Here is a 25,861-nt window from a genome sequence, read left to right on the forward strand (position 1 = left end):
CCTTATAAAATAACTGGCATAATTACAGTTTGTAATTCTTCACTTGAAACTAAGAATGCCATATGAGGTTCATTTATGCTAAGTTTGAATGTTTCACTTTCAATAGAATTTAAAAAGTCAGTGATGAATTTATTTTTAATGCAAAGATTAAATTCTTCATCTATATTAAGTTCCATTTCAAGTTCAGTTTTTGCTTCCATATTATCTAAACTAATACCTTCAAATACAAGTTTATCTTTATGAAAATTTAATTTCATTTTTTCAGTGATTACATTGATTTTTTTCAATGCATCCATAAATTCTTCTGTTTTAAAAATAAATTCTTTTGTGATATTTTTTGGAATTACTCTTTCATAATCAGGGAATTTATCATTAATAAGTTTTGTAAAAAACTCAAAATTATCATTTTTTGCAATCAATATATTTTCATCATAATAAATTTCAATTTTTTCAAAAAAGATTTTTTGCATTTCTAAAATAGCTTTTTTAGGGATACAAAGATTAAATTCTTTTTCGTTTGTTTTATTTAGTGTAAAAACCGCTAAGCGTTTAGTATCTGTTCCTACAAAGCTAATGTGGGTTGTTTTTATATCAAGTAAAGCACCATTTAAAGAATACTTTGGATTATTTGTATCAACTGCAGGTAGGATTTTTTTCAAAGATCTACTTAAATCACTTGAATCAATATCAAATTTATCTTTTCCTTCAGTGCTTGGGAAATTTGGAAAATCTTCATAATTAAACATAGGAAGTTTATATTTAGTTCCTTTTTGTCTAATAAAAAGGAAATTTTCTATAGTTTCTAAGACCACATCTTCATTATTTAAACTTTTAATGATATCTAAAATACTTTTAGCATTAGCAGTTGCAAAACCTGCACTTTCAACTTTAATTTTTTTGATTTTATAGTTAATACCTATTTCATAATCACTTGCCCTTATGATTAATTTATCTTCAACTACTTCAAAAAGTAAGTGAGAAGCGATGTTGCTTGAGTCTTTTTTATCTACATAAGAGTTAGTTAAAACTATGGCAGATTCTAAAGTGTTTTTATTAATGCTAATTTTCATTTTTACTTCCTTTGTTTTTTAAATTTATTTTATCATAATAATAAGCAATGTGAAAATGTGAAATGCTTTTTAAAAGCCTTTTTTTATAGAAATTTTACTCATAGAATAAAATTTTTTATTTTTCACTTTTATTCACAGGGTACTTTTTATTTTTGTTAAAATTTTATTTCTTAATTCATCTACTATGGCTTTTAGGTTTTCATTTTCACTCATTAACTCTTGAATTTTTTTAATATTATGTGAAATGGCAGTGTGATCTTTCATATTAAAAAATCTAGCAAGTTGAGGCATAGACATAGTTGTAAGCTCTCTTGCTAAATATATCACAACCCTTCTTGCCATAACGATATTTTGTGTTTTTTTATTTGATTTTATATCATTTGATTTAAGATTATAGCTTTTTGAAACATCAGCAAGTATGTCTTCAACACTAATATTTTCTTTTGTTTCTTTAATGTGATCTTTCATAAAGCTTTTAACGATTTCTAAAGTGATTTCTTGATTAAAAAGCCTTGCTTGGGCATTTAGATTTGTAATCATACCTTCAATTTCTCGGATGTTATCTCCCATTGAAGTAGCGATGTAGCTTATAACTTCAGGTTTGAGATAAATAGCATTAAATTCACATTTTTTCTTGATAATTGCGATTTTTGTATCAAGCTGAGGTGGAGTGATATCTGCGATGATCCCATTTGCAAAACGGCTTTTTAAGCGTTCTGTTATGCCTTTTAACATATTTGGAGGATTATCACTTGTCATGATGATTTGTCCAAATTTTTCTTTTATTTCATTAAAAGTAAAGAAAAATTCTTCTTGAATTTTATCTGTTTTACCTAAAAACTGCACATCATCGATGAGTAAAACATCGCAATTTTTGTATTTTTCATGAAATTTACTCATAGTTTTGTTATTTAAATGCATGGTAAAATCATTGATAAAATTATCACTTGTAGCATAAATAACCTTATATCCATTATCTAAGCACACATTTCCGACAGCTTGAAGCAAGTGAGTTTTTCCAAGTCCTGTAGGGCCATAGATAAAGATGGGGTTGTATAATTTTCCAAGTTTGCTTTTATCGGTAATAGCTTTGCAAGTTGCATAGGCAAATTGATTAGAATCTCCTACAACAAAGCTTTCAAAAGTAAAAGAAGGATTTAAAATAGTACTTTGAAATTTAATCTGTGAAATATCTGTAGAAAAATGTTTTTTCTCTATCTTTTGATCATTTGTAATGATTTTAACTTGAGGGTTAATCCCTGTTTTTACTTCATAAAAATAAGCTAGTTTTTGTGCGTATTTTGTTTGTATAAATTTAGCTAAAAAATGATTTGGTGCGATAAATACTAAGATATTATTTTTACTTAATTTTTCACTAAATTGTAAGTGAGAAATGTAAGTATTGTATTCGTTATTGCTAATTTCAGTTTTAAATTCAAATAAAAAATCTTTTATATTCATTATTATTCTTATAAATTATGATGTAAAACTTGAAATTCTAGCTTATTTTTTATAAAAAATGGTTAAAATTATTCACATAAAAATTTAAATTTCACATCTATGTGAATAAAAAGGTGAAAAGTTTGAAAGTTTTAGGGATAGATCCTGGTTCTAGATATTGTGGATATGCTATTGTAGAAAGAATAAATAATAAAAATCAACTTATAGAAGCAGGGCTTATCAAAATCAAACCCAATGATTTACAGTATCAAATCACAGAATTATGTGAAGGACTTGATCTAATCTTTAAAAATCATCAGTTTGATGAGGTAGCTATAGAAGATATATTTTTTGCTTATAATCCAAAAACGGTTCTAAAACTAGCACAATTTCGTGGAGCTTTGAGTTTAAAAATCTTACAAATTCATGGAGAATTTGCAGAATACACACCTTTACAAGTGAAAAAAACCGTAACAGGTAAAGCAAAAGCTACTAAAGAGCAAGTAGCTTTTATGGTAAAAAGATTACTTGGAATTTCAAAAGACATCAAGCCACTTGATATTACCGATGCTATCGCAGTAGCTTTGACGCATTTAGCAAATTTGAGAGTAAAAAAGTGATTTTACTTTCCATTTCCTATAAAATAAATTTCAACATCATGTAGAAGTTTTTCACATACAGCAGAATCAGTATTTTTTTCTACTACTAGGTTGATATGATTTTTGGTATCTCTAAAACTTCCTGCAGATTTTGAATTTTTTAATTCTAATTTTTGATTATCTTTTAAATATTTAATAGTTATTACAAATTTATGTGCCGCAGTAGCTTCGCCTAGATTTGTTTCTATCAAAACATTCATATTTGATGCTTTTGCTAGGGTTGCTTGAGTTTTGTTAATCACTTCTTTCATTCTTCTATTGAGTTCTAAAATTCTTGAGATGAATTTATTATCTATACTTTCAAATGCTATTTTTAGTTTATTCATAATTTCTTGATTAGTAGGTTTATCAGGTGCTACATAAACCATATAAAGTCCATTTTTAATATCTACTTTAGTGCTTTTAGTATCACGCCCACTACCAAAAACTTTTATATATATAGCATTATCAAGATATACTCTATCTATCATAGGACCATAGATTTCATATTCTCTTTTTCTTACGATTACTTCTCTTGCGGCTACTTGAATTTTTACTGAACAATCATGAATTATAGGTTCCATTTCTTTTTTTATTTCAAGTAGTTCTTTTAGCATATAACATCCTTATTATTTTTTTAGTATTATAGATTATAACAAAAAAATGTTTTTTTCTTTGTTAATTTTAGTTTATATAATTTTTATAACATTCCAAAGTTATTTTAAAAAAAGGAAAAAAATGAAAATTAAAATTATAGTTTCAAGTTTAGTTTTAGCAAGTGCTTTATTTGCTGCAAATTCTCATCATGCTCATCATGGAGCTTCTGGAAGTATTTCATCACAAATCATGATGAGTATGCATGAACCTATGATGAAAAATCCTTTAGTACAAAGCAATGACATAGAAAGAGATTTTTTAGCTAATATGATTCCACATCACCAAGGTGCTATTGATTCATCTAAGCTTTTATTAGAACATACTAAAAGTGAAGAGATGAAAAAAATCGCTCAAAATATCATAAAAGCTCAAGAAAAAGAAATTCAAGAATTTCAAGAAATTCTAGATAAAAATCTTTATACAAAAACTCAAATTGATGAAGAAACTTATAAAAAATTTGTCCAAGAAGAAAAAGAGTTAATGCAAAAAATGATGATTTTAATGAGTTCAGTTAAAGAAAGCAAAAACATCAATAAAGACTTTTTAGAAGCGATGATAGCACATCATCAAGGTGCAGTAGATGCTTCAAAACAAATTTTATTTTATTCTAAAGACAAAACTATCACTGATATTGCTAAAAAAATCATCTTAGATCAAGAAAAAGAAATCCAAGAATTTACGAATTTGTTAAAGTATATGTAGTGAATTGATCGAAAGAAATAAAAAATGGTGGCTCCGATTGGACTTGAACCAACGACCACCACCATGTCAAGGTGGTGCTCTACCAACTGAGCTACGGAACCTTAAAAAACAAAAATTATATAAAAATATTTTTACATTGTGCTTAAAATCACTTTTTAATTTTTTTCATATCATTTAGCCATAAATCTAGCTGTGCTTCAAAACCTATACCTTTGCTATGATAAAATTTCAAATCTTTTTCTAAGTATCTTTGCTTAACCCAGCCACCAAAATCATGCGGGTAAAGGTAGTTTTTTCTTTGTGGGTTGTTATTATCAAGATAGGGAAGTATTTTTAATGCAGGATTATTTTGTACATAATTTAGTGCTTCATTTATAGCAAGATAGCTTGAGTTTGACTTGGGCGAACTTGCTAAAAATACTACACATTGAGCTAAGATGATCCTAGCTTCAGGATAGCCTATGTTTTTTACTGCTATGAGTGTGCTTGTGGCTAGATTAAGTGCTTGTGGGTTTGCATTTGAGATATCTTCACTTGCAAATATCACTAATCTTCTAGCGATGAAATCTGCACTTTCACCCCCATCAATCAACCTTGCAAGATAATACAAACTCGCATCTACATCACTTCCTCTTAAGCTTTTTATCATAGAACTAGCTAGTTTATAGTGTGTGTCTTTACTTGAAGTACCATCGCTTAAAACATTTGCTCTTAATTTTTTCAAAGTTTCAAGCGTGATATGAGTGCTATCTAAAGCCAAAGCAAACTCACATAAATTTAAAAAGCTTCTTGCATCATTTGCACTAGAAGTGATTAAAAAGTCTTTAGCATCATCATCGATTTTACATTGGAGTTTTTCTTGCACTTTTGTGGCAAGTTTTTCTAAGTCTTTATACTCTAAACCTTTAAATTCAAAAAGCATACTTCTGCTTCTTATGCCTGAAGTTAAAGTAAAGTAGGGGTTTTCAGTGCTTGCGCCTATGAAAAGGCATTTTTGATTTTCCAAAGGGATTAAAAGCATTTCTTGTTGGGTTTTTGAAAGCCTATGTACCTCATCAATAAATATCAAAGGTTTATATAAAGAATTTTCATAATTACTTAGTATTTTTCTAAGCTCTTCAAGTTTAAAATTCCCTCCATCAAATTCATAAAAATCAAGTTTATACTCATACGCTATTGCTCTTGCAAAAGAAGTCTTCCCGCAACCTGCTGGGCCAAAAAATACACTATGAGGGAGTTTTGAAACTTGTATGAATTTTTTAAAAATTTCTACTAAATTTTCTTGTCCTAAAACCTCATCTAAAGTTTTAGGACGAAAAGTTAAGCTTAAATTTGTCATTGTGGATTTATGGTAAGTCTTTCACCATTAATGATAGTTGTAACATCACTTTTATTAGAATCATCATAGATAAAATCAAGCATATAAGAGCCATTATTGTCTACGAAATAAGTATCAAAATTTGCAAAATCAGGCCAAATTTGACTAGGAAGAATTTCTGTGTTTGCATGAAATTGTGATTTTATATTGTTTTCAGTGAAAATAGTTTGTCCATTTGCGTCAAATTTTTTACCTTCTTTTTCAAAACTTAGATTATTTAAGATGATTTGTGGGTTTGCTTTTAAAAACTGACTTGCCAAAAGCATCATAGAAAAAATATCAGTGTTTGAATTTTGCATTAAGCTATCATAAGCTTTTTTAGAAAGATTATTAAAATTCATATCTAAATTAATATTATTTAACATAAAGTTTTCATTTGCAAGATTAAATTTAGCTAAATCTAGTTTTAAAACACTATCATAATCGTTTTGAGCATTTTGAGCTGTTTTTGCAAAAATTTTTAATTTATCAAAGTCAAAAGCAATAGAACTTATAAAACTAGCACTATCAATGCTTATATTTTGCTTACTATTTCTACTAGGACTAAAGATATCATTAAAACTTAATTTTTGTATAGGAAATTCAGAAATTTTGATATTTTTTGCTTCTAATTTTTCTTTATGAGATAGTTGTTCTAATAAAACATAACCTAGATTAAGTTCCATATTTTTTACAAATTCATCAGAACCTATAATCTTAAATGATGTATTATTTAAAACTAAATTTGTATCATTGCGTGTGAAATTAATATCATTTATTTTTGCATTGATGTTAATGTCACCACCTTTGACGCTAACTAAGATTTTAAAGATTTCTTCGTTTGGAAAAATGCCTTTTAAGTCTTCATTTTCATTTAAAATAGAAACGATAGCATTATTACTTGCAAAAAAATTATTGGAAAAATCCACATTCACTTTAAAACTATAAGGTAAATCATTAAGTGTAGCTATAAAACTTCCTTTGGAATTTAAAAGTCCTTTAGTGTAATTAGTATCTTCAACATTATAATATGCTGTATCTTGGCTCATTTGTGCAAAGATTTTTTCATTGATTGAGTTAATATAAGAAGCTGAGGTAAAAAACCCTATAACTAGTAAAATTACTACTACAACCCCTGCGATGATTTTTTTCATTCATTTTCCTTAAGTGAAATTTTAAAAATTATATATTTTTATTACTAACTAATGCTTATAAAATTCTCACATTTATACATTACTTAACTTTTTTACTTATAATTGCACTATTTAAAATCAAAGGTAAAAAAATGAAACTTTTTGGAACAGATGGAGTACGCGGTAAAGCGGGGGAGTTTTTGGATTCATTTTTAGCAATGCGTTTGGCTATGGCTGCTGGAATTTATTTTAAAGACAAAGCCCTTACAAACAATATCTTAGTAGGAAAAGATACAAGAAGAAGTGGTTATATGATAGAAAATGCTATCGTTTCAGGACTTACTTCTATAGGTTATAATGTTATAGAAATAGGCCCTATGCCAACACCTGCTATTGCGTTTTTAACTGAAGATATGCGTTGTGATGCAGGGATTATGATATCAGCTTCACACAATCCTTACTATGATAATGGCATTAAATTTTTTGATGCACACGGAAATAAACTTGATGAGCAAGCAGAAGCAAAAATAGAAGAAATTTATTTTAATGATAAACTCATAGAAGAAGCAAGAACAACAAAATCACAAATTGGTCAAGCAAAAAGAATTGATGATGTGATAGGAAGATATATTGTTTCTATAAAAAATTCTTTTCCTAAAGAGCTGACTTTAAAGTCTTTACGCGTTGTGTTAGATGTGGCTCATGGAGCTTCTTATAAGGTAGCACCTACGGTTTTTAAAGAACTTGGTGCAGATGTGATTGTGATCAATGATAAGCCAAATGGTTTAAATATCAATGAAAATTGCGGGGCTTTACATCCTTTAAATTTAGCTTTAGAGGTAAAGAAATTTAGAGCAGATGTGGGTTTTGCTTTTGATGGGGATGCGGATCGTTTGGTTGTTGTGGATGAAAAAGGCGAAGTAGCTCATGGAGATAGTCTTTTGGGTGTTTTAGCTTTATTTTTGAAAAAACAAGGCAAGTTAAAATCAAGTGTAGTTAGCACTATAATGAGCAATGGTGCTTTAAAAGAGTTTTTAACTAAACATAAAATCACACATGAAACTTGCAATGTAGGCGATAAATATGTACTTGAAAAACTCAAAGAATGCGGTGGAAATTTTGGTGGTGAGCAGAGTGGGCATATTATTTTTAGTGACTATGCAAAAACTGGAGATGGTTTGGTAGCTGCTTTACAATTTAGTGCTTTAATGCTAAGTGAAGCAAAAAGTGCAAGTGAAATTTTAAGTCAAGTTAAACCTTACCCACAGCTTTTGCATAATCTTAAAATTTCAGAGAAAAAAGACTTAAGCAAGCTTGCAGGCTTAGAAGAGTTGAAAAAAGATTTAGAAAAAAAAGGAATTGCTAGTTTGTTTAGGTATTCAGGTACAGAAAATTTAATACGCTTATTACTTGAAGCAAAAGATATTAAGCTTTTAGAAAAAGAAATGAAAGCTGTTGAAAGCTTTTTTATGAAAGCATTGAATGCTTAAAATTTTATCTTTAAAATTTTGGCTTGTTTTTGCTTTAGTTTTTATACTAGATCAAGTAAGTAAGTATTTGTTTTTGCAAGGGCTTGAGTATAGGGGTGAATTTTTTGATTTAGTTTTAACCTATAATACCGGTGTAGCCTTTTCAATGTTTGCATTTTTAGGAGAGTATTTAAAATACATACAACTTGTTTTTATTTTAGCTTTGTTTGTGTATTTGCTTTATCAAAAAGAATTTTTTAAAACACATTTGATCGCTTTTGCTATTATGCTATCTGCTGGGTGTTCAAATTTACTTGATCGCTTTGTGCATATAGGTGTGGTGGATTTTGTATTTTGGCATAAGTGGTTTGAATTTGCTGTGTTTAATTTAGCTGATGTGATGATAAACATTAGTGTAGCTTTGATTTTAATAAAAGAAATTTTTAATAAAAAAGGAGAAAAATGTTAGATTTTTTAACTGACTGGTATTTGTGGATTAAAATGGTGCATTATTTAGCTTTTGTTTCTTGGATGGCTGGATTGTTTTATTTACCAAGACTTTTTGTCTATCATACAGAGCATAAAGATAATAAAGGCTTTGTAGAAGTGGTAAAAATTCAAGAAAGAAAATTGTATTTTTATATCCAAACTCCTGCGATGATAGTAACTTTAATAAGTGGAAGTTTGATGTTGCATGTAAATAAAGTTTTGATGGTTGGATCAGGATTTATGCATGCTAAATTAACCTGTGCTTTGCTTTTGATTATTTATCATTTGCAAAATTATTATTATTTAAAACAACTTCAAAATGATACTTGCAAAAAGAGTGGGAAATTTTTTAGAGCTTATAATGAAATTCCAACGATATTATTTATAATTATTGCTATTATGATGGTGGTAAGACCATTTTAGTAAAAAGCCTTTAAAGGCTTTTTATCCTTTAAACTCCATACTTTTAAAATCAAGTGGATCAACATTTTCTTGCATGATATTAATGTGTTCTTTATCTTGTAAGCGTTTATTATCTCTAAATACAGCACGCACTAAATCCATACCGGTGTAAAAATCTTTCATTAATACCATAAACAAATAACGCCCAAATTCACTTGTGTATAAAGTATTATTTTCTTTTTTTATAGCCTTGCTTAGCTTAAGACCTAAAAGTTCTATGAAAAGATCTTTTTCTAAATTGCAATCTAAAGTTTTGTTAAATTTATCAATCTCGATTTTACCTGCAAACATTTCAGTTAAAAAGACATATTTGATGATTTCTTTTTTACCAAAATTAGCTTTAGCAATATTTGCATTTTGCTTTTCTTTGATGAGTTTAGAATAATCATTTAAATTAAAAGCATTGATTAAAAGCTCTCCATCTAAAAAGCTAAAAGCCCCACTTCCCACGCCTAAATACTCATGGTGGCTACTTACATACTCATCATTAAAGCTACTTTTTTCTAAAGAAAATGACCATGCATTATTTCTTTCATAATCTTTGAAAAAATCTATAATGATTTTATAAAACTCAAATTCATTATCTTTAAAACTTACTCCTAGAGTTTTTGCGATATTATCTTTTGTGAGGTTTGATTTCATTAAAGGATAAGTTGTGATTTGTTGAGGTTTTAAATTTTTGGCTATTTCTAAATCATTGAGTAATTGCTCTTTAGTTTGAGAAGGAAAGTTAAAAATCAAATCAAGACTCATAATAGGAAGCACGCCTATAGCTTTAGAAAGCTTTTCTTGAAGCTCTTTACTTGAACCAAATTTATGATATCTTGCTACTTTTTTTAAAGTATCATCATCAAAACTTTGTATACCACAACTTAAACGATCTATAAGCCCTTTAAACATTTCTAGCTTTTTAGGTTCGATATGATTAGGATCGCTCTCACAAGAAATTTCTTTAATATTAAATAATTTTTTGCAAAGTTCTAAAGTTTTAGCAAGTTCTTCTTCGTTGATCAAAGTAGTGCCGCCACCCACATACATAGAAGTAAAATCAAATCCTTTGTCTTTGATTTGTTTGATTTCTTCTCTTAAGCTTTCAAAATATCTTTTTGCCAAATCTTCACTATAATAATACTTATGAAAACTACAATATGGACAAAAAGTATGGCAAAATGGTATATGAGCATAGAGCATATAAGATTTTTTTGGATTAACTTTTTTTTCTTGTCCTTCTTTTAAAAGTTTCACATCAAAACCATTCTCTAAAGATTTTTGCATGGCTTTATGTGAGTAAGAAAGAGCTAAGTTTTGTAAAAAATTCATATTTTTCCTAAAAATTTCATTTTGTAGTTATTTAAAAAGACTATAATTGTATCATATTTTTACAAAGGCTTTATAATGAAAAATATTTTTATAGCATTTTTTATATTTTTATTAGGGCTTATAAGCGTGTCAAATTCTGCACCTTTAGATGAAATTTTTCAAGATGTTAATGTTTCAGGTAATATGCGTTATCGTTTTGAGCATAATAGCCCAAAAGATAGAGGAAATAATAATTTTAATCAAAGAATTCAAATTCAAATGCATTAACAACTAAGCCTTAAGGCTCAGTTGTTATAAAAGTTTTCTTTTAAGTTTTCTTCCATAGCTTTGATATTTTCTTTTGATTCTTCTTTAGTGTTAAATCCACCACCAAAGGCTTTCATAACATCTACAATGGAATTTGCAAGCTCATAAGATGAGTTAGTGTAAGAAAGTTTAGCATTTAGGTAATTTCTTTGATCTTGTAAAAAATCAGCTAAATTAATCACACCATTTTCATATCTTAAGGTAGAAATTTCATAAATTTTACTTTGAGCTAGAAATAAATTTTTATAATTTTGCTCATTTTCATAATAGCTTTGGCGGTTAAATAAAGCAAGTCTTATTTCTCCAAAGGCTGTTTTTAAGGTGTTTTCATATTGTAAAAACGCTTCATCTTTGGTAAGTTTTGCGATATTAACATTATTCATAATCTCACCCCAATGAAAAATCGGCATTGCAAAATTTCCAGCTACATTCCAAGTATTACTTCCATGTTTAACTAAAAGATCTAAATCATTACTTTGAAAACCCAAAAGTCCTGTTAAAGAAAGGTTTGGTAAAAATGCAGTTCTGGCTACTCCAACAAGATAGTTTTTTTCTTCTAAAATTTTTAAACTAGCTTGTATATCAGGTCTTTGAAGTAAAATTTCACTACCAATACCTTCAGGTATGCTAAGCTCGTATTGTCCTATTTTTTTATACTCTATGCTATTATAAAGTATATCATCAATATCATTTGAAGTTAAGATTTTTAAAGCTTTGGTATTAGCTTCTTTTTGAATTTTAGCATTTGTGAGTAAAACTCTTGAATTTTCAAGTTCAGCTTTAAATTTGTTAAGCTCATACTCACTAATTACTCCAAGTTTAAAATGCTCTAATTTTAACTCATAAGTTTTTTGATAACTTTGGGTTGTTTCTTCTAAAATTTTTACTTGCTCACTTAAGCTTGCTAGATTAAAATAAGTTTTTACTACATTAGAAATTAAGCTTAATCTTGCACTTTCATAGTCAAACTCACTAGCTTGTAATTTTGCTTTTGAAGCATTATAAGTATCTCTGTATTTACCCCATAAATCTACTTCATAACTTAAATTTAAACCCATATTAAAATCATTGCCATAGACAAATTCATTACTTTTGTTGCTTGGAGCATTGATGCTAGTTTTTGCTCTTGCTCCGCTAGCACTTCCATCTAGTTTAGGAAGCAGATCGCTTCTTGCTATACCTAAAGCCTCATAAGCTTTTTGTAAATTCATATATGCAATTTGCAAGTCGTTATTGTTTTTTAAAGCTTGATCGACTAAGGTGTTTAAATAATTATCATCAAAAGCTTTCCACCATTGTTTGTTAATGCTAATGTTTTGATCTAAGCTTTTAGTGTAATTTACATCTTTAATTTCTAAATTTGGTTTTAAACTGCAAGCTGTTATTAAAAAACAACTTGCAAAAATTATTAACTTACGCATTGATTTTACCTCTTTTTTTATCAAGCCATTTATTAAAACTTTCTAGTAAATAGAAAAATAAAGGTACAAAGAAAATGGCTATAGTAGAAGCTGCTATCATACCACCTATAATACCTGTACCTATCGCATGGCGGCTTGCACTTCCTGCTCCATATGCAAAGAAAAGCGGTAAAATACCACAAATAAATGCCAATGAAGTCATTACAATAGGTCTAAATCTCAATTTTGCTGCACTAATAGAAGCTTCAAAAATACTCTTTCCTTTTTTAAGATGCTCTTCCATAGCAAATTCAACAATCAAAATGGCATTTTTAGCAGAAAGGCCTATTAAAAGTAAAAGTCCCGTTTGAAAATATATATCATTTTCTAATCCTCTAAGCCATACAAAAAGCAAAGAACCAAATACTGCAAAAGGCACAGCCGTAATTACTGCTAAAGGCATGAGCCATCTTTCATATTGTGCTGCTAGAATTAAAAATACAAATAATAGTCCTAGCATAAATGCTATTTGTCCAGCACCGCTACTTGTAACTTCTTGATAAGCTGAACCTGACCAAGCAATAGAATAATCCTCTCCTAAAGTTTCTTTTGCCACTTGTGCAATTGCATCAATGGCTTGTCCTGAAGTATAGCCAGGAGCAGGATCACCTTGCACTAAAGCCGATGGAAACATATTAAAGCGTTTTACATCATCAGGACCAACACTTCTTTGTAATGTTAAAACGCTATCTAGAGCTATCATAGAACCATCTTTTGATCTAACAAAGATGTTTTTTAAAGCATTTTGAGTATTTCTAAAATCTCCAATTGCGCTTATATTTACACGATAATTTTTTCCAAGCATAGAAAAATCATTTACATAATAAGTTCCTATGGTGGCATTTAGAGTGCTAAATACATCAGCTAAATTTAAACCATAAAGTTTTACTTTATCGCGATCAATTTCTAGTTTTAATTGCGGAAAATTAGTATCAAGCGTTGTTCTTACATTGTGAAGTTCGGGACGCTTGTTTGCTGCTTCAACTAATTTATTTACATCAACTTGAATTTGATCATAACTTTTTCCGCTACGATTTTGTGCATACATCTCAAAACCACCAGTTAAGCTTAAACCTTGGATTGGTGGTGGATTAACAAAGAAAGTTTGAAAATTTGGATTTAAGAAGTATTGTTTGTTATAAGATCCAACTAAATCAAAACTACTAATATCTCTATCATCCCAATTTTTCAAATTAACAAACATTGCGCCAGAATTTTCTTTTAAAGAACCTGTAAAAAGATCATAGCCTATAAGTCCTACCACATTAGTTACATTCTCATTTTTGCGGATTTCTTCTGCCATAGCATCCATTGATTGAGTAGTTCTATTAAGCGAAGATGCTGCGGGTAGATTGACAATAGTTAAAAAGTTTCCTTGATCTTCATTTGGAACAAGTGAATTTGGAACAAGTTTGAAAAGTCCATATAAACCACCCAAAAAGATTACAAAAATTAACATAAAACGCACTGTTCTTTTAAGTATATAAGCCACACCAGCACCAAAAACTTCGGTAGACCAATCAAAAATATCATTAAATTTTTTCACAAAATAAAAAGGTTCACCTTCATTTCTTCTTAAAAAAATTGCACATAAAGAAGGAGTTAGTGTTAAAGCTACAAAGCCTGATATAGTAACAGATATTGCTAAGGTTATGGCAAATTGTTTTTGGATTTCTCCCACAAAACCTGATATAAATGAAACGGGTATGAAAACCGCACAAAGTACAAGAACTATAGAAACAACAGGTGCAGCAACTTCATCCATAGCTTTAATAGCTGCTTCTTTTATGCTTATATTTGGATCTTCATGCATAATTCTATCGATATTTTCAACTACTATAATTGCATCATCAACAACAATACCAATAGCCAATACTAAGGCAAAAAGCGTAAGTAGATTGATACTAAAACCTAAGACATATAATCCTGCAAAAGTTCCCAAAATAGAAACAGGAACAGCAATCATTGGTATAATAGTTGAGCGGAAATTTTTTAAGAACAAATACATTACAATTACAACTAAAATTAATGCTTCAAAGAAAGTTTTTACCACTTCTTTAATGGAAGCTTTAATAAATATAGTTGTATCATAAGGTACTTTATAAGTTAATCCTTCAGGGAAATTTTTAGAAAGTTCTTCAAATTTTTTCTGCACTAATTCTGCTGTATTTACAGCATTTGCTCCGGTTTGTAAGAAAATCAAAATAGGAGTAGCGTCATTTCCGTTTAATCTACCTTTAAAAGTATATTCTCTTGATCCTAAAGAAACTTCGGCTACATCTTTAAGTCTTAAAAAAGAGCCATCACTATTTGCTCTTATGATAATATCTTCAAATTCTTTAGTATTTTTTAATCTTCCTTGCATAGTTACTGAATACACATAAGGAGATCTTTCCACCACAGGTTCTTGACCTATCTTACCAGTAGCATATTGAGCATTTTGCTCGCTAACTGCAGCAATAACATCAGTCGCAGTAACTTGATATTTGTTTAATAAATCAGGATTAAGCCAAATTCTCATAGAATAATTTCTTGCACCAATAGCTACGGCATTACCCACACCAGGAACCCTAGCAAGATCATCTAAAATATTTAATGCAGCATAATTATACACTTCGAGTGAATCCATAGAGCCATCAGGAGAATATAAAGTAGCAACTTCTAATATACTTGAACCGGTTTTTCTTACACTAACACCAGTTTTTTTAACATCTTCAGGTAGTTTTGCCATAGCAGCTGAAATTCTATTATTAACATCAACTGTTGCTTGGTCAGGATCTGTACCTATATTAAAATATACACTTAAGCTCATATCTCCTGAAGAGCTTGAAGTTGAATCCATATAAATCATATTTTCAACCCCATTGATTGCATCTTCAAGAGGAATAGCCACCGTTTGAGCCACCGTTTGAGCATCAGCTCCTGAGTAAGTTGCACTTACCTTAACAACGGGTGGAGTTAAGGAAGGATATTGCTCCACGGGTAAAGAATAAAGTCCTATAATACCTGCTAAAGAAATGATAATAGCTACAACAGAAGCAAATACAGGTCTTTCTATAAAGAATTTAGAAAACATTATTTATTCTCCATTACGCTAACACTTGCACCAGGACGGATTTTTTTGAAGTTATTTAAAATCACTTTATCCCCATTTTTTAAGCCCTTATCAATAATTGCTTTATCAGAAGTTTGATAAATAACATTAACAATAGTTTTAACTACTTTTCCATCTACAAGGGTATAAACATAAGTAGCACTATCATCTTGCAAAAGCGCAACTTGAGGAATTTCAAAACCATCTTTTTGAACAAAACCACCAACATGAACATTTGCGAATGAGCCAGGCATTAAGTTTGAATTGTTGTTATCAAAAATAGCCTTTGCTTTTACTCCACCACTATGAGTATCTATAACGCTATCTACGAAATATAATTTTCCATTGAAAAGTTCTCCACCAACATTAGCTTGTACTTGGATATTTTCTAATTTCCAATTGCCACTTTGAATATTTTTATTCATATTGATTTTATCTACATCAGAAATATAAAAATCTGCAAAAATTGGGTTAATGTTTGTAATGCGTACAAGTTCAGTAGATGAAGCATTTACATAATCACCCACATCCATTAATGCATCACCTAAAATTCCATCAAAAGGAGCACTTACTATGGTGTATTTTAAGTCTAATCTTGCATTAGCAAGTTTTGCTCTAGCGCTTTCTAGATTAGCTTTTGTGGAGTTAAATTTAGCTAAACTTGCATCAAATTCTTTTTGTGAAATAGCATTTTTTTCTATTAAAATACTATCTCTTTTAAAATTTTTTTCAGCATCATCAAAATTAGCTCTTGCCACCAAAGCTTCTCCATAAGCCATATTTACACTTGCTTGGTATTTGTCAGGTTCTATAAGAAAAAGCTTATCGCCTTTTTTTACAGCTTGACCACTTTTGAAGTATTTTGCTTTGATTTCACCGCTTACTTTAGGTTTGACTACTACATCTAATTCAGTACTTAATCTCGCAGGATAAGTAAATTCTAAAGGTAAATTAGCACTTTGCATAGTCATAATACTAACAGGTTGAGGAGGGAGTTGTTTAACTTGTGCATTCTTATCATCTGAACATGCTATAAAGATAAGAGAAGCGCAAGCTAGAGTTAAAAGTTTTGTTTTCATTTGTTTCCTTAAGTTATTTATTTAGCTAAATAAAAAGTAATTTATATTACAAAATTAATAAATACTATTTTATCAATCTTTAGTTAATTAAAATTAACAAGACCTTGAGTAAAAAGCTTTACGATTTTTTTTGCGTGGCTTTGTTGTTCTTTTTTATTCATTGAAACTTTATTTTCAAAAGTGCTTTGTATAAAAAATGTCCCTCTAAGCATAGCGCAAAAAGTATAACTTAAAAATTCAGCATTTTGAGCTAAAATTTCATTTTCTTCTTCAAATCTTTTTCGAAGAACATATTCTACTTCTTTTCTATTGCTTCCTTTAAACCATTTTCCAAAATCAAATTTTTCATTATAAATTTCAGAATATAAAAGTCTTACTATAGCTATAGTTTTAGTATCGTTAAAAATCCCTAAATAAGCTTTTGCAAATTGATATAAGAATTCTTCTAAATTAGCACCAGGTGAAAGTCGCATATTCTTTTTCAAAATAGCTAAAAAATGATTTTCTGCAAAATCATTTAAAACCGCTTCAAATAAACCTTCTTTGCTTTTAAAATGCTCATATACGCAAGAAAAAGATCCACCAGCTTGTTTGATAATATCTTTAAGATTAGTTGCTTCGTAGCCATTTTTTAAAAATGACTCCGCAGCGATTTGTTTGATTTTTTCAAGCCTTGCTTGAGATTTTGAAGAAATTCTTTTTTTCATTTTAGTATTTTTTATGCTCTATGATAGAATTTTTAGGATATACAAAATTGCTCTCACGTAATATGACAATATTTTTATCATCAAGTGCATAGGCTTTGATGGTTAATGGTATTACAGTGTCTTTTCTATCATTATCGGCTAGTTTTTTAGTAGCTTTTAAAACAACTATATGTTTATCTTTTTCGCCAGCTTTTAGTTTAAAAGATTTTTTAGGTCTAATGATTTCTAAGCCATCTTCAATGCCTTGTAATTTCACATCAAAATAATACTCATGAGTTTTATTATCGGTGTTTTGAAATAAAAATACATAAGCATTACTAATAATTAATTCTCCATCATGGGTTTTTCTGATTTGATAAAGCTCGCTAGAACGGTTGATATTTAAAAGCATATTTTCTTTTTTACTTCCCATTAAAACTAAAGCCACAAAAACACCACATAAAACAACTAAATATCCAATAGTTCTAAATCTAAAATATTTTACTTTTTCCCTTGTTTCAATAGCTTTTGCACTAGTCCAATTAATTAAGCTAGGACGATTAAATTTGGCTTGAACTTTTGAACAAGCATCGGCACATTCAAGACAATTAATACACTCAAGTTGCATTCCTTGGCGTATATCTATATGTGTAGGACAAATTTTTACACAGGCTTCACATCCTATACATTCACCTTGTGGTGGCTTTTGATAAAGTTTGGTATGTCCATCATAAATCATACCTCCTCTTTTATCATCATATATTACTTGAACGGTGTTATTATCAAACATTACAGATTGAATTCTTGCATAAGGACATACATAAACACAAAATTTTTCACCCAAATATACTATATCAAAAGTAAAAGCCAAAGAAGCACAAAATAAAATCCCTAAAAGCAATAAATGATCAGCAGGATTTTGAATGTATGTAAAAAAATCTTCAGGTGGTACAAAATACCATAAAAATGCACTCATCATTAACAATGAAAAAAGATAAAAAATCACAATACTTAAAGCTTTTTTGACGAAAAATCCACTGACTTGCTTTTGTTTATTTGCTGTGCTTTTATGAATTTTAAAGATTTTTGTTTGCAAAAGATCTCTATAAATAACTCTAGCAATAGTTTGAGGACAGCTCCAAGCACACCAAATTCTTCCTGCTAAAGTAGTAACAAAAAGTATAGTTAAAAACATACCCATGATAACAAAAGGCATTAAATACAGCTCTTGAGTATCAAAAGCGATAAAAAATAAATTAAGTTTTTTATGATCAAAGCTTAATAAAAAGAAATGATTTCCATTTATTTTTATAAAAGGTAGTGCTATAAAAATGATCATAGAAATGATATAAGCTATATATCTTTTTTTAGTATAGTTTGTGATGTGAGCATTCATTTTATTTTCCTTAGAAATATTTCTTTATATTGTAGTATTAGAAAAATTAAATCAAACTTTGTCTTAATTAATAATTTATATTTAATTTTTATTTATATAATTATTACAAAAATAAGTTTTATTTTCAAGAAAATTATGATATAATCTTTATTTTAAAATTTATTTAAAGAAAGGTGGTGAGGGTCGTGCCAGGAATCAAGGTACATCCTAATGAGTCTTTTGATGAAGCGTATAGAAAATTCAAAAAGCAAGTAGATAGAAATCTAGTTGTTACTGAAGTTCGCGCTAGAAGATTTTTTGAGCCTATGACTGAAATTCGCAAAAAACAAAAAATTTCAGCACGCAAAAAAATGCTTAAAAGACTTTATATGCTTAGACGCTACGAGTCAAGACTCTAATACCAAAAAGCCGAGAAATCGGCTTTCTTCGTTAAAATATTTATGTTTTTTTGGATTATAATTATTCATTTTTTCGGACTTATTTTACCAGGACCTGATTTTTTCTTAGTAAGTTCATATGCATTAAGAGAAGGGGTTAAAAGTGCTTTAAAGGCAAGCTTGGGAGTAAGTTTAGCTGTTAGTATATGGATTATACTTTCTATACTCGGATTAAATGCCGTTTTTCATAAATTCCCATTTTTACAAATTATACTATCAAGTTTTGGAGCATTTTATCTTTTGTATTTATCTTTTAAGATTTACAAGAATACAAAAAATGACAAAATTAAAGTTCAAAAAACTTATATATCTGCATTTTTAAGTGGAATGATTACAAATTTATCTAATCCTAAAGCAATTTTTTATTTCGCCAGTGTTTTTGCAAGTTTTGATTTTACACAAATGCGATGGATGCTGATAGTCTTGATATTTGTTTTGATTTTAGAAACTATAATTTATTTTTCTTTGATTTCTTTATTATTTTCTAAACCATTTATGGTAAGAATTTATCAAAAGAATTTAAAACTTATTGATTATCTAAGTGCTTTTATATTTTTTGCTTTTGCTGTGTTTATTTTAAGTAGTAATTTAATGACTATGATAAACTAAAACAATTAATTTTTATTAATACTTTTTTTGTTAAAATCTTATTAAGTTAAATTTATAAATTTTTATAGGAAAGATTATGAAACATATTAAAACTATACTCAAACTTAGTATGATAAGTGGTATTGCTGCAATTAGTGCAGGTGCTTTAAGTGCATGTAGTAATAATACAAATGATTCTAGCAATAACGCTTTAAGTCAAGCGGCAAATACTCAAGGGGCCTTTGTTATTATTGAAGAAACCGCTCCAAATCAATACAAAATCAAAGATCAATTTCCAAGTGATGAAACTAGGGTAGTCTTAAAACAACTTGATGGAACTGAAAGGGTTTTAAGCAAAGAAGAAATGGATAAATTAATCCAAGAAGAAGCTGCTAAAATAGACAATGGTACTTCAAATTTAACAAATCCAAACAATGCCCAAATGAGTAGCGGTGGGCTTTCTTTAGGCGAGACATTGCTTGCGAGTGCAGCTGGAGCTATTTTGGGAAGTTGGATAGGTTCAAAGCTTTTTAACAATCAAAATTTTGCAAATCAACAAAGAGGAGCATTTTCAAATCAAAGTGCTTATCAAAGAAGTGTAAATAGCTTTAATAAAGCAAGTACAAGTGCTACTTCAGGATCAAATGCAAAAAAATCAGGCTTTTTTGGTGGTGGCTCTAAAGCTACTTCAAGTTCTACAAATTCTTTTGGCTCTTAAAAGGTGAAAAAATGAATTTTTTAAAAGTAAATCCTTTAGAAAAATCTTATTTAGAGCAAATAGGTTTTTCATGGCATACGGATAATGATGGAAGTGATTATTTAGATTCTAATTTAGTTTGTGTAAGGGAAGATGAAGCAAATGCATACTACGAAGCAGTTAATGAGCTTTATGATATGTTTGTAGCTGCTGCACAAGAAGTGATTGATAATGATCGTTTTGACGAGCTTGGAATTCCTTTTAATTTGGTTGATGCGATTAAGATGAGTTGGGAAAATGATGTACATTGGCATTTATATGGTAGGTTTGACTTAGCAGGTGGGCTTGATGGTAAGCCTATAAAACTAATAGAATTTAATGCTGATACTCCAACATCTTTATTTGAAAGTGCTATTTTGCAATGGGCTATTTTAAAGCAAAACAACCTAGATGAAAGCTCGCAATTTAATAATATATATGAAGCTTTAAGAGATAATTTTAAAAGACTTATAACCTTAGAAGAAGATGTAAGTGAATTTGAAAAATATTATGAAGGTTGGAAAATATTGTTTTCTTCAATTGCAGGTAGTGATGAGGATATGATTACAACAAAACTTTTAGCACACATTGCTAGTGAAGCTGGTTTTGAGAGTGAATTTTCTTATATTGATGAGGTAGAATTTTCACCCGAAGGAATTTTTAAAAATGATGTAAATTTTGAGTATTTTTTCAAACTCATTCCTTGGGAAAGTATAGCTATAGAAGAGGGTGAACTTGCTATGCTCTTAACTCAAATTATGCAAAATCAAAAAGCAATTATTTTAAATCCTGCTTATACTTTACTTTTTCAAAGCAAGGGTATAATGAAAATTTTATGGGAGCTTTATCCAAATCATCCTTTATTGCTTGAAACAAGTGATGAACCTTTAGTGGGTAAAAAATGTGTTAAAAAGCCTGTTTTTGGTAGAGAAGGAGCAAATGTTTCTATTATAGAAGCTAATGGAGATATAAGTTTTGAAACAAGTGGAGATTATCAAAACAATCGTTTTGTGTATCAAGAATTTGCTGAGTTTAATCAAAATGAAAATGATTATTATCAAGCAGGAGTTTTCTTTGCTTATGAGGGTTGTGGTTTAGGTTTTAGAAAAGGTGGTTTGGTGCTTGATAATTATTCTAAATTTGTAGGGCACATTGTTAAAGGATAAAAAATGAAAATAGTATGTTTAGATGCTGCTACTTTAGGTGGAACTGATTTAACAGCTTTTGAAAGTATTGGGGAATTTATAAGTTATGAACTTACATCTAAAGATGAGGTTATCTCAAGAATATCTGATGCACAAGTTGTGATGATAAATAAAGTCATCATTGATCAAGAAGTTATAGATAACACCAATTTAAAGCTCATTTTGCAGCTTGGCACAGGGGTAAATAATATAGATGTAGCTTATGCAAATTCTAAAGGTATAATAGTAAAAAATGCAGCTGGGTATTCTACCAAAAGTGTTTTAAGTCATACATTTGCTTTGCTTTTTGCTTTTTTAAATCAAATCCCATATTATGATGGATGGACCAAACAAGGGCTTTGGGTAAAAAGCCCAATATTCACTGATTTTAGTAGAACTTTACATACTCTAACAGGAAAAAAACATGGTATTATAGGGCTTGGAGTTATAGGTAAAGAGGTAGCTAAGGCTTCGCAAATATTTGGAGCAAATGTTTGTTATTATTCTACCTCAGGGGTTAATAATGATGATACATATGAGAAAGTAAGCCTTGAAGAGCTTTTAAAAACTTCTGATGTGATAAGTATCCATGCACCTTTAAATAAAAAAACAAAAAATTTATTAAGCAAGAAAGAATTAATGCTTTTAAAAGATGAGGCCATTTTAATTAATGTAGGTCGTGGTGGGATTATTAATGAAGTAGATTTAGCTCAAATTATGGATGAAAAAAATATTAGAGTAGGGCTTGATGTACTTGAAGTAGAACCTATGGTTGAAAATCATCCTTTGCTTAATATAAAAAATAAAGAAAATTTAATTATCACTCCACATGTTGCATGGGCTAGTGAAGAATCCATACAAAATTTAGTCCAAATCGTATTTAATAATCTTAAGGAGTTTATAGAAAATGGCAAATGAGCATAGTTTTGACATTAGTGGGGAAATTGACAAACAAGAGCTAAAAAATGCTTTAGAGCAAGCTAAAAAAGAGCTTGATAGCAGATATGATTTAAAAGGCATTAAAAGTGAAATAGAGCTAAATGAAAAAGAAAGTATTTATAAGCTTACTTGTTCAAGTGAAGCAAAAATTGAAGTGCTAAAAGATATTGTTATTTCAAAACTTATCAAAAGAGGGATTAACCCTAATGGTATTAAAGAGTTAAGCAGGGAGAGTAGAGCAAATTTTAGATTGAATTTAAAAGTTAATGATGCTATTGATGCTGATAGTGCTAAGAAGATTAATAAAGCTATAAAAGATAGTAAGCTAAAGGTAACTTCAAGTATTAGAGGCAATGAAATTCGCGTAGTTGGTAAGCAAATTGATGATTTACAAAGCGTGATGAAAATAGTAAAAGAGTTAAATTTAGAACTTAATCTTAGTTTTAAAAACCTTAAATGATAAAGTCACTTCAAATAATTTTTTTGTGTTTTGTGTGTGTTTTTTTAAGCTCTTGTGCTTTAAAAAGTAAAACACAATCACAAAGTGCTTATATTGTTTTAAAAACCCCTCAATTTAGATTTGCTGATTATGGCTTTTTATATGAGGGAAAAAATTTTACAAGTTTAGAACTTTATAGTGCCTCTAAGGCTTTACTTGAGTTAAAAATCATGGATAAAATTTGCATTAATGGTGTATGTTATGCAAAAACTTTTTTTAATAAAAGATTTTTTAATAATGAATATTATGATGATTTTTTGCAAGATTTAATTTACAAAAAACCTATTTTTTATGGGAAAAATAAGCAAATCACTTCTTGTGGTTTTACTCAAAATATTATAAGCAAAAATTATGATATTTTTTATGAGGTTTGTGATAAAAATATGAGTTTTAGTGACAAAAAATCTAAAATTAAATTTAGCATAAAATCAATATAAAGGAAAATATGAAAGATTTAAAACTTTTTCTTAATGATACTTTTAAAAGCAATATTTATAAAAACTTACAATGCAGTGAAGATGAAATTTTAATTTTAAAGCATTTGTGTAAAAATTATTTACAAGCAAATGTAAGCATTAATGCCTATAATCTTCTTAGTGAAGTTTTTAAAAATGATGAATATGAGTATTTAGATCATTTAAAAGATCTTAAAAATCTTATAGAAAAAGGTTTTATTATTCAAATTTTTTCTGATTTTAAATCGAGTAAAAACTCAAGTTTATTTTTAAATTTGTTACAATGCGAGTTAAGTTTAAGTGAGGTTTTTTTACAAATTTTAGAAAATAAAACTATACAAGATTTTATGCAAGATCAAATTTATGAAGATCATATTGCATATTTAAAAGATGAATTTTTTAAAATCGAGCTATATCAAAGATTGCGTTTTTTTGCTAAAAGCTCTCAAAGTAAGAATATTAAAAAAGATATAGCTATATTTGAAGCATATATTAAAGAGCGTTTAAAAAAGAGTAAAATTTCTAATGTTTTGGCAGATATTTTTAAAGAGTATGCTTTAAACGATAAAGAATGTTTGATATTTATTAGTTTATTAAAAGAAGAGTATTTGCTAAACACTGAAAATTCTTATAGCAGAGATTTTAATTTTTTACTTCATTTAATTAGCGAAGATGATATTCAAAAACAAGAAAACAAAGTCTTACTAGAAGAAGATTCTAAGCTACTTAGTTCAAATCTTTTAGAATATGATGAATTTGTTAATTCTTTGGGTGATATAACTAAGATTTTTTATTTAAGTGATGATATTTTACAAAGAATTATTAATTTTAAAGAACCAAAGAAGAATAAAAAAATTAAACTTCAAAATTTAGTTAAAGAACAAGATATTTTTGAGCTAATTGAGCCAAATATTAATATAGATGATGTTATTATGCCCCAAAGCACTAAAGATCTATTGGAAAGTATATTAAAACAACAAGATAAAAAGGTTTTGGAAAGATTAAATAAATGGGGTATAAAAACAAATAAAAACATAGAAGCTAAGATAATTTTCTATGGTCCTGCTGGCACGGGTAAGACTATGAGTGCGCTAAGTATGGCAAAAGCTATGAAAAAATCTATTTTGAGTTTTGATTGTTCTAAAATTTTAAGCAAATATGTGGGCGAGAGCGAGCAAAATGTAAGAAAAATTTTTGATACTTATAAAGAGCTTTGTCAAACAAGCAAACAAAGTCCTATTTTGCTTTTAAATGAAGCTGATCAATTTTTAAGTACTAGGGTAGAAAGTAGTGGCGGTGCTGATAAAATGCACAATCAAATGCAAAATATTTTTCTAGAACAAATTGAGCGTTTTAGTGGAGTTATCATAGCTACGACTAATTTTTTAGAAAGTTTAGATGTAGCTTTTTCAAGAAGATTTGAGTATAAAATAGAATTTAAAAAGCCAAATTACGAACAACGCTTGATGATATGGCAAAAAGCTTTACCTAAAAATGCTAAATTTGATGATAATTTTGATTTAAAAAACCTTGCTTTGTATGAGCTAAGTGGAGCTCAAATTGCCATGGTAGTTAAAAATACAGCTTTGAAAGCAGCTATTTCTAAGGATGGTGTTTTTAAAATGAGTGATTTTTTACATACAATAGAAAAAGAAATAGAATCTTCATTTGATAAAAATAAAATAGTTGGTTTTAAAAATTAAATTCACATAAATTTCACAAGCAGTTAATATCATTTTTTACTTTTATTTAAAGGAGAAAAAATGAAAATAAAATTAATGTTAGTTAGTTTAGTTTGTGCAAGTTCTATGTTTGCAGATATGGTTGTAAGTCCAAATGCTCTACCTCAAAAGGCTCAAGAGTTTTTAAATACTCATTTTAAAGGTGTAAATGTAGGTTATGTAAAACAAGATGTAGATTCTTATGAAGTAAATTTAGTTGATGGGACTGAAATTGACTTTATCATCAATGGAGACTGGAAAGAAGTTGATGGTAAATACAAAGGCATTCCAACAGGATTTATCCCAAAAGAAATTATTGCAAAAGTACAAGCAGTACAACCAAATGCAGCTATTGTAGAAGTAGATAAAAAAATAAATGGCTATAAATTTAGAACAAACAATATGATGGAAATTTATACAGATTTTAAAGGTAATATTTTAGGCCAAAAATTCGACGATTAATAATCACCAACCCCAGCTTAGCAATTAACACTTAAAATCTTATATCACTCAAACTAAACCCATTAAGGGTTTAGTTTAATTA

Annotated in this window: 26 protein-coding genes and 1 tRNA gene; 15 read left to right on the forward strand and 12 right to left on the reverse strand. The window is 28.7% G+C overall.

Annotation, left to right across the window (positions count from 1 at the left end):
* Nucleotides 1-2: 2 nt before the first annotated feature.
* Entirely contained in the window at nucleotides 3-1,070 is a 1,068-nt protein-coding gene (gene dnaN / locus L8V85_RS02845; RefSeq protein ID WP_039617031.1) for a DNA polymerase III subunit beta, read from the reverse strand.
* A gap of 132 nt (nucleotides 1,071-1,202) precedes the next feature.
* Entirely contained in the window at nucleotides 1,203-2,531 is a 1,329-nt protein-coding gene (dnaA, locus tag L8V85_RS02850) for a chromosomal replication initiator protein DnaA (RefSeq protein ID WP_263659229.1), read from the reverse strand.
* A gap of 122 nt (nucleotides 2,532-2,653) precedes the next feature.
* Here dnaA and ruvC point away from each other — a divergent pair, with 122 nt between their 5' ends.
* The gene (ruvC, locus tag L8V85_RS02855) at nucleotides 2,654-3,130 is read left to right on the forward strand and encodes a crossover junction endodeoxyribonuclease RuvC (protein WP_039627288.1); all 477 of its coding nucleotides are present in this window, start codon (nucleotides 2,654-2,656) and stop codon (nucleotides 3,128-3,130) included.
* 2 nt (nucleotides 3,131-3,132) lie between these two features.
* On the opposite strand, the gene L8V85_RS02860 is transcribed toward ruvC, so the two are convergent.
* Entirely contained in the window at nucleotides 3,133-3,765 is a 633-nt protein-coding gene (locus L8V85_RS02860) for a hypothetical protein (protein ID WP_133319079.1), read from the reverse strand.
* Between the two features lie 121 nt (nucleotides 3,766-3,886).
* Here L8V85_RS02860 and L8V85_RS02865 point away from each other — a divergent pair, with 121 nt between their 5' ends.
* Nucleotides 3,887-4,507 carry a DUF305 domain-containing protein gene (locus tag L8V85_RS02865; RefSeq protein WP_263664528.1) on the forward strand — a complete coding sequence of 207 codons (621 nt, stop codon included), beginning with the start codon at nucleotides 3,887-3,889 and terminating at the stop codon, nucleotides 4,505-4,507.
* A 25-nt stretch (nucleotides 4,508-4,532) separates the two neighbouring features.
* Here L8V85_RS02865 and L8V85_RS02870 read toward each other — a convergent pair.
* The 3 genes from L8V85_RS02870 to L8V85_RS02880 form a co-directional block, all read right to left on the reverse strand.
* A tRNA-Val gene (locus L8V85_RS02870) sits at nucleotides 4,533-4,608 on the reverse strand.
* A 47-nt stretch (nucleotides 4,609-4,655) separates the two neighbouring features.
* The gene (locus tag L8V85_RS02875; RefSeq protein WP_263737440.1) at nucleotides 4,656-5,846 is read right to left on the reverse strand and encodes a replication-associated recombination protein A; all 1,191 of its coding nucleotides are present in this window, start codon (nucleotides 5,844-5,846) and stop codon (nucleotides 4,656-4,658) included.
* Nucleotides 5,843-7,018, reverse strand: coding sequence for a YdgA family protein (locus L8V85_RS02880; protein WP_263737441.1), 1,176 nt, complete (start codon nucleotides 7,016-7,018; stop codon nucleotides 5,843-5,845). The genes L8V85_RS02875 and L8V85_RS02880 overlap by 4 nt, the downstream gene beginning before the upstream one ends.
* Nucleotides 7,019-7,149: 131 nt before the next feature.
* Between L8V85_RS02880 and glmM the strand changes: the two genes are divergently transcribed.
* The 3 genes from glmM to hemJ are packed head-to-tail and all read left to right on the forward strand — an operon-like array spanning nucleotide 7,150 to nucleotide 9,378.
* Nucleotides 7,150-8,487, forward strand: coding sequence for a phosphoglucosamine mutase (gene glmM, locus L8V85_RS02885; RefSeq protein ID WP_263737442.1), 1,338 nt, complete (start codon nucleotides 7,150-7,152; stop codon nucleotides 8,485-8,487).
* On the forward strand, nucleotides 8,480-8,935 hold the full coding sequence (lspA, locus tag L8V85_RS02890) for a signal peptidase II (RefSeq protein WP_220555579.1): 456 nt from the start codon (nucleotides 8,480-8,482) through the stop codon (nucleotides 8,933-8,935). Before glmM ends, lspA begins: the two co-directional genes overlap by 8 nt.
* Nucleotides 8,929-9,378, forward strand: coding sequence for a protoporphyrinogen oxidase HemJ (hemJ, locus tag L8V85_RS02895; RefSeq protein WP_039629243.1), 450 nt, complete (start codon nucleotides 8,929-8,931; stop codon nucleotides 9,376-9,378). The genes lspA and hemJ overlap by 7 nt, the downstream gene beginning before the upstream one ends.
* A 21-nt stretch (nucleotides 9,379-9,399) precedes the next feature.
* On the opposite strand, the gene L8V85_RS02900 is transcribed toward hemJ, so the two are convergent.
* Entirely contained in the window at nucleotides 9,400-10,737 is a 1,338-nt protein-coding gene (locus L8V85_RS02900; RefSeq protein ID WP_133319070.1) for a coproporphyrinogen III oxidase family protein, read from the reverse strand.
* 75 nt (nucleotides 10,738-10,812) lie between these two features.
* Here L8V85_RS02900 and L8V85_RS02905 point away from each other — a divergent pair, with 75 nt between their 5' ends.
* Nucleotides 10,813-11,004 (forward strand): mini-MOMP protein, encoded by a 192-nt coding sequence (locus tag L8V85_RS02905; RefSeq protein ID WP_133319069.1) that lies wholly within the window; start codon nucleotides 10,813-10,815, stop codon nucleotides 11,002-11,004.
* A gap of 17 nt (nucleotides 11,005-11,021) precedes the next feature.
* Here L8V85_RS02905 and L8V85_RS02910 read toward each other — a convergent pair whose 3' ends face one another.
* The 5 genes from L8V85_RS02910 to ccoG all read right to left on the reverse strand — a co-directional run bounded on the left by L8V85_RS02910 (nucleotide 11,022) and on the right by ccoG (nucleotide 18,758).
* Nucleotides 11,022-12,464, reverse strand: a complete 1,443-nt coding sequence (locus L8V85_RS02910; RefSeq protein ID WP_263737443.1) for an efflux transporter outer membrane subunit — start codon at nucleotides 12,462-12,464, stop codon at nucleotides 11,022-11,024.
* On the reverse strand, nucleotides 12,457-15,579 hold the full coding sequence (locus L8V85_RS02915) for an efflux RND transporter permease subunit (protein ID WP_220566942.1): 3,123 nt from the start codon (nucleotides 15,577-15,579) through the stop codon (nucleotides 12,457-12,459). The genes L8V85_RS02910 and L8V85_RS02915 overlap by 8 nt, the downstream gene beginning before the upstream one ends.
* Nucleotides 15,579-16,676: an efflux RND transporter periplasmic adaptor subunit gene (locus L8V85_RS02920; RefSeq protein ID WP_133319066.1), complete on the reverse strand. Its 1,098-nt coding sequence runs from the start codon at nucleotides 16,674-16,676 to the stop codon at nucleotides 15,579-15,581. The genes L8V85_RS02915 and L8V85_RS02920 overlap by 1 nt, the downstream gene beginning before the upstream one ends.
* A gap of 83 nt (nucleotides 16,677-16,759) precedes the next feature.
* Nucleotides 16,760-17,383 carry a TetR/AcrR family transcriptional regulator gene (locus tag L8V85_RS02925; RefSeq protein WP_263737444.1) on the reverse strand — a complete coding sequence of 208 codons (624 nt, stop codon included), beginning with the start codon at nucleotides 17,381-17,383 and terminating at the stop codon, nucleotides 16,760-16,762.
* Between the two features lies 1 nt (nucleotide 17,384).
* Nucleotides 17,385-18,758, reverse strand: a complete 1,374-nt coding sequence (gene ccoG, locus L8V85_RS02930) for a cytochrome c oxidase accessory protein CcoG (RefSeq protein WP_133319064.1) — start codon at nucleotides 18,756-18,758, stop codon at nucleotides 17,385-17,387.
* Nucleotides 18,759-18,943: 185 nt separating this feature from the next.
* Here ccoG and rpsU point away from each other — a divergent pair, with 185 nt between their 5' ends.
* From rpsU to L8V85_RS02975, 9 genes are all read left to right on the forward strand, one after another.
* Nucleotides 18,944-19,156: a 30S ribosomal protein S21 gene (gene rpsU, locus L8V85_RS02935; protein WP_002780697.1), complete on the forward strand. Its 213-nt coding sequence runs from the start codon at nucleotides 18,944-18,946 to the stop codon at nucleotides 19,154-19,156.
* Nucleotides 19,157-19,198: 42 nt separating this feature from the next.
* On the forward strand, nucleotides 19,199-19,804 hold the full coding sequence (locus L8V85_RS02940) for a LysE family transporter (protein ID WP_220566939.1): 606 nt from the start codon (nucleotides 19,199-19,201) through the stop codon (nucleotides 19,802-19,804).
* A gap of 76 nt (nucleotides 19,805-19,880) precedes the next feature.
* Nucleotides 19,881-20,501 carry a UPF0323 family lipoprotein gene (locus L8V85_RS02945; protein WP_133319062.1) on the forward strand — a complete coding sequence of 207 codons (621 nt, stop codon included), beginning with the start codon at nucleotides 19,881-19,883 and terminating at the stop codon, nucleotides 20,499-20,501.
* A gap of 11 nt (nucleotides 20,502-20,512) precedes the next feature.
* Nucleotides 20,513-21,685 carry a glutathionylspermidine synthase family protein gene (locus L8V85_RS02950; RefSeq protein WP_258107722.1) on the forward strand — a complete coding sequence of 391 codons (1,173 nt, stop codon included), beginning with the start codon at nucleotides 20,513-20,515 and terminating at the stop codon, nucleotides 21,683-21,685.
* Nucleotides 21,686-21,688: 3 nt separating this feature from the next.
* Nucleotides 21,689-22,621: a D-2-hydroxyacid dehydrogenase gene (locus L8V85_RS02955; RefSeq protein WP_263737445.1), complete on the forward strand. Its 933-nt coding sequence runs from the start codon at nucleotides 21,689-21,691 to the stop codon at nucleotides 22,619-22,621.
* Nucleotides 22,611-23,102 carry a YajQ family cyclic di-GMP-binding protein gene (locus L8V85_RS02960; RefSeq protein ID WP_263737446.1) on the forward strand — a complete coding sequence of 164 codons (492 nt, stop codon included), beginning with the start codon at nucleotides 22,611-22,613 and terminating at the stop codon, nucleotides 23,100-23,102. Before L8V85_RS02955 ends, L8V85_RS02960 begins: the two co-directional genes overlap by 11 nt.
* Nucleotides 23,099-23,578, forward strand: a complete 480-nt coding sequence (locus L8V85_RS02965; RefSeq protein WP_220566936.1) for a hypothetical protein — start codon at nucleotides 23,099-23,101, stop codon at nucleotides 23,576-23,578. Before L8V85_RS02960 ends, L8V85_RS02965 begins: the two co-directional genes overlap by 4 nt.
* Nucleotides 23,579-23,586: 8 nt before the next feature.
* On the forward strand, nucleotides 23,587-25,299 hold the full coding sequence (locus L8V85_RS02970) for an ATP-binding protein (protein ID WP_263666512.1): 1,713 nt from the start codon (nucleotides 23,587-23,589) through the stop codon (nucleotides 25,297-25,299).
* 60 nt (nucleotides 25,300-25,359) lie between these two features.
* A complete protein-coding gene (locus L8V85_RS02975; RefSeq protein WP_263737447.1) occupies nucleotides 25,360-25,779 on the forward strand; it encodes a PepSY-like domain-containing protein in 420 nt (139 codons plus the stop codon).
* The last annotated feature ends 82 nt before the right edge of the window (nucleotides 25,780-25,861 follow it).

The sequence above is a fragment of the Campylobacter sp. IFREMER_LSEM_CL2090 genome (genome assembly GCF_025771865.1).
GTDB classification, from domain to species: Bacteria; Campylobacterota; Campylobacteria; order Campylobacterales; family Campylobacteraceae; genus Campylobacter_D; species Campylobacter_D lari_D.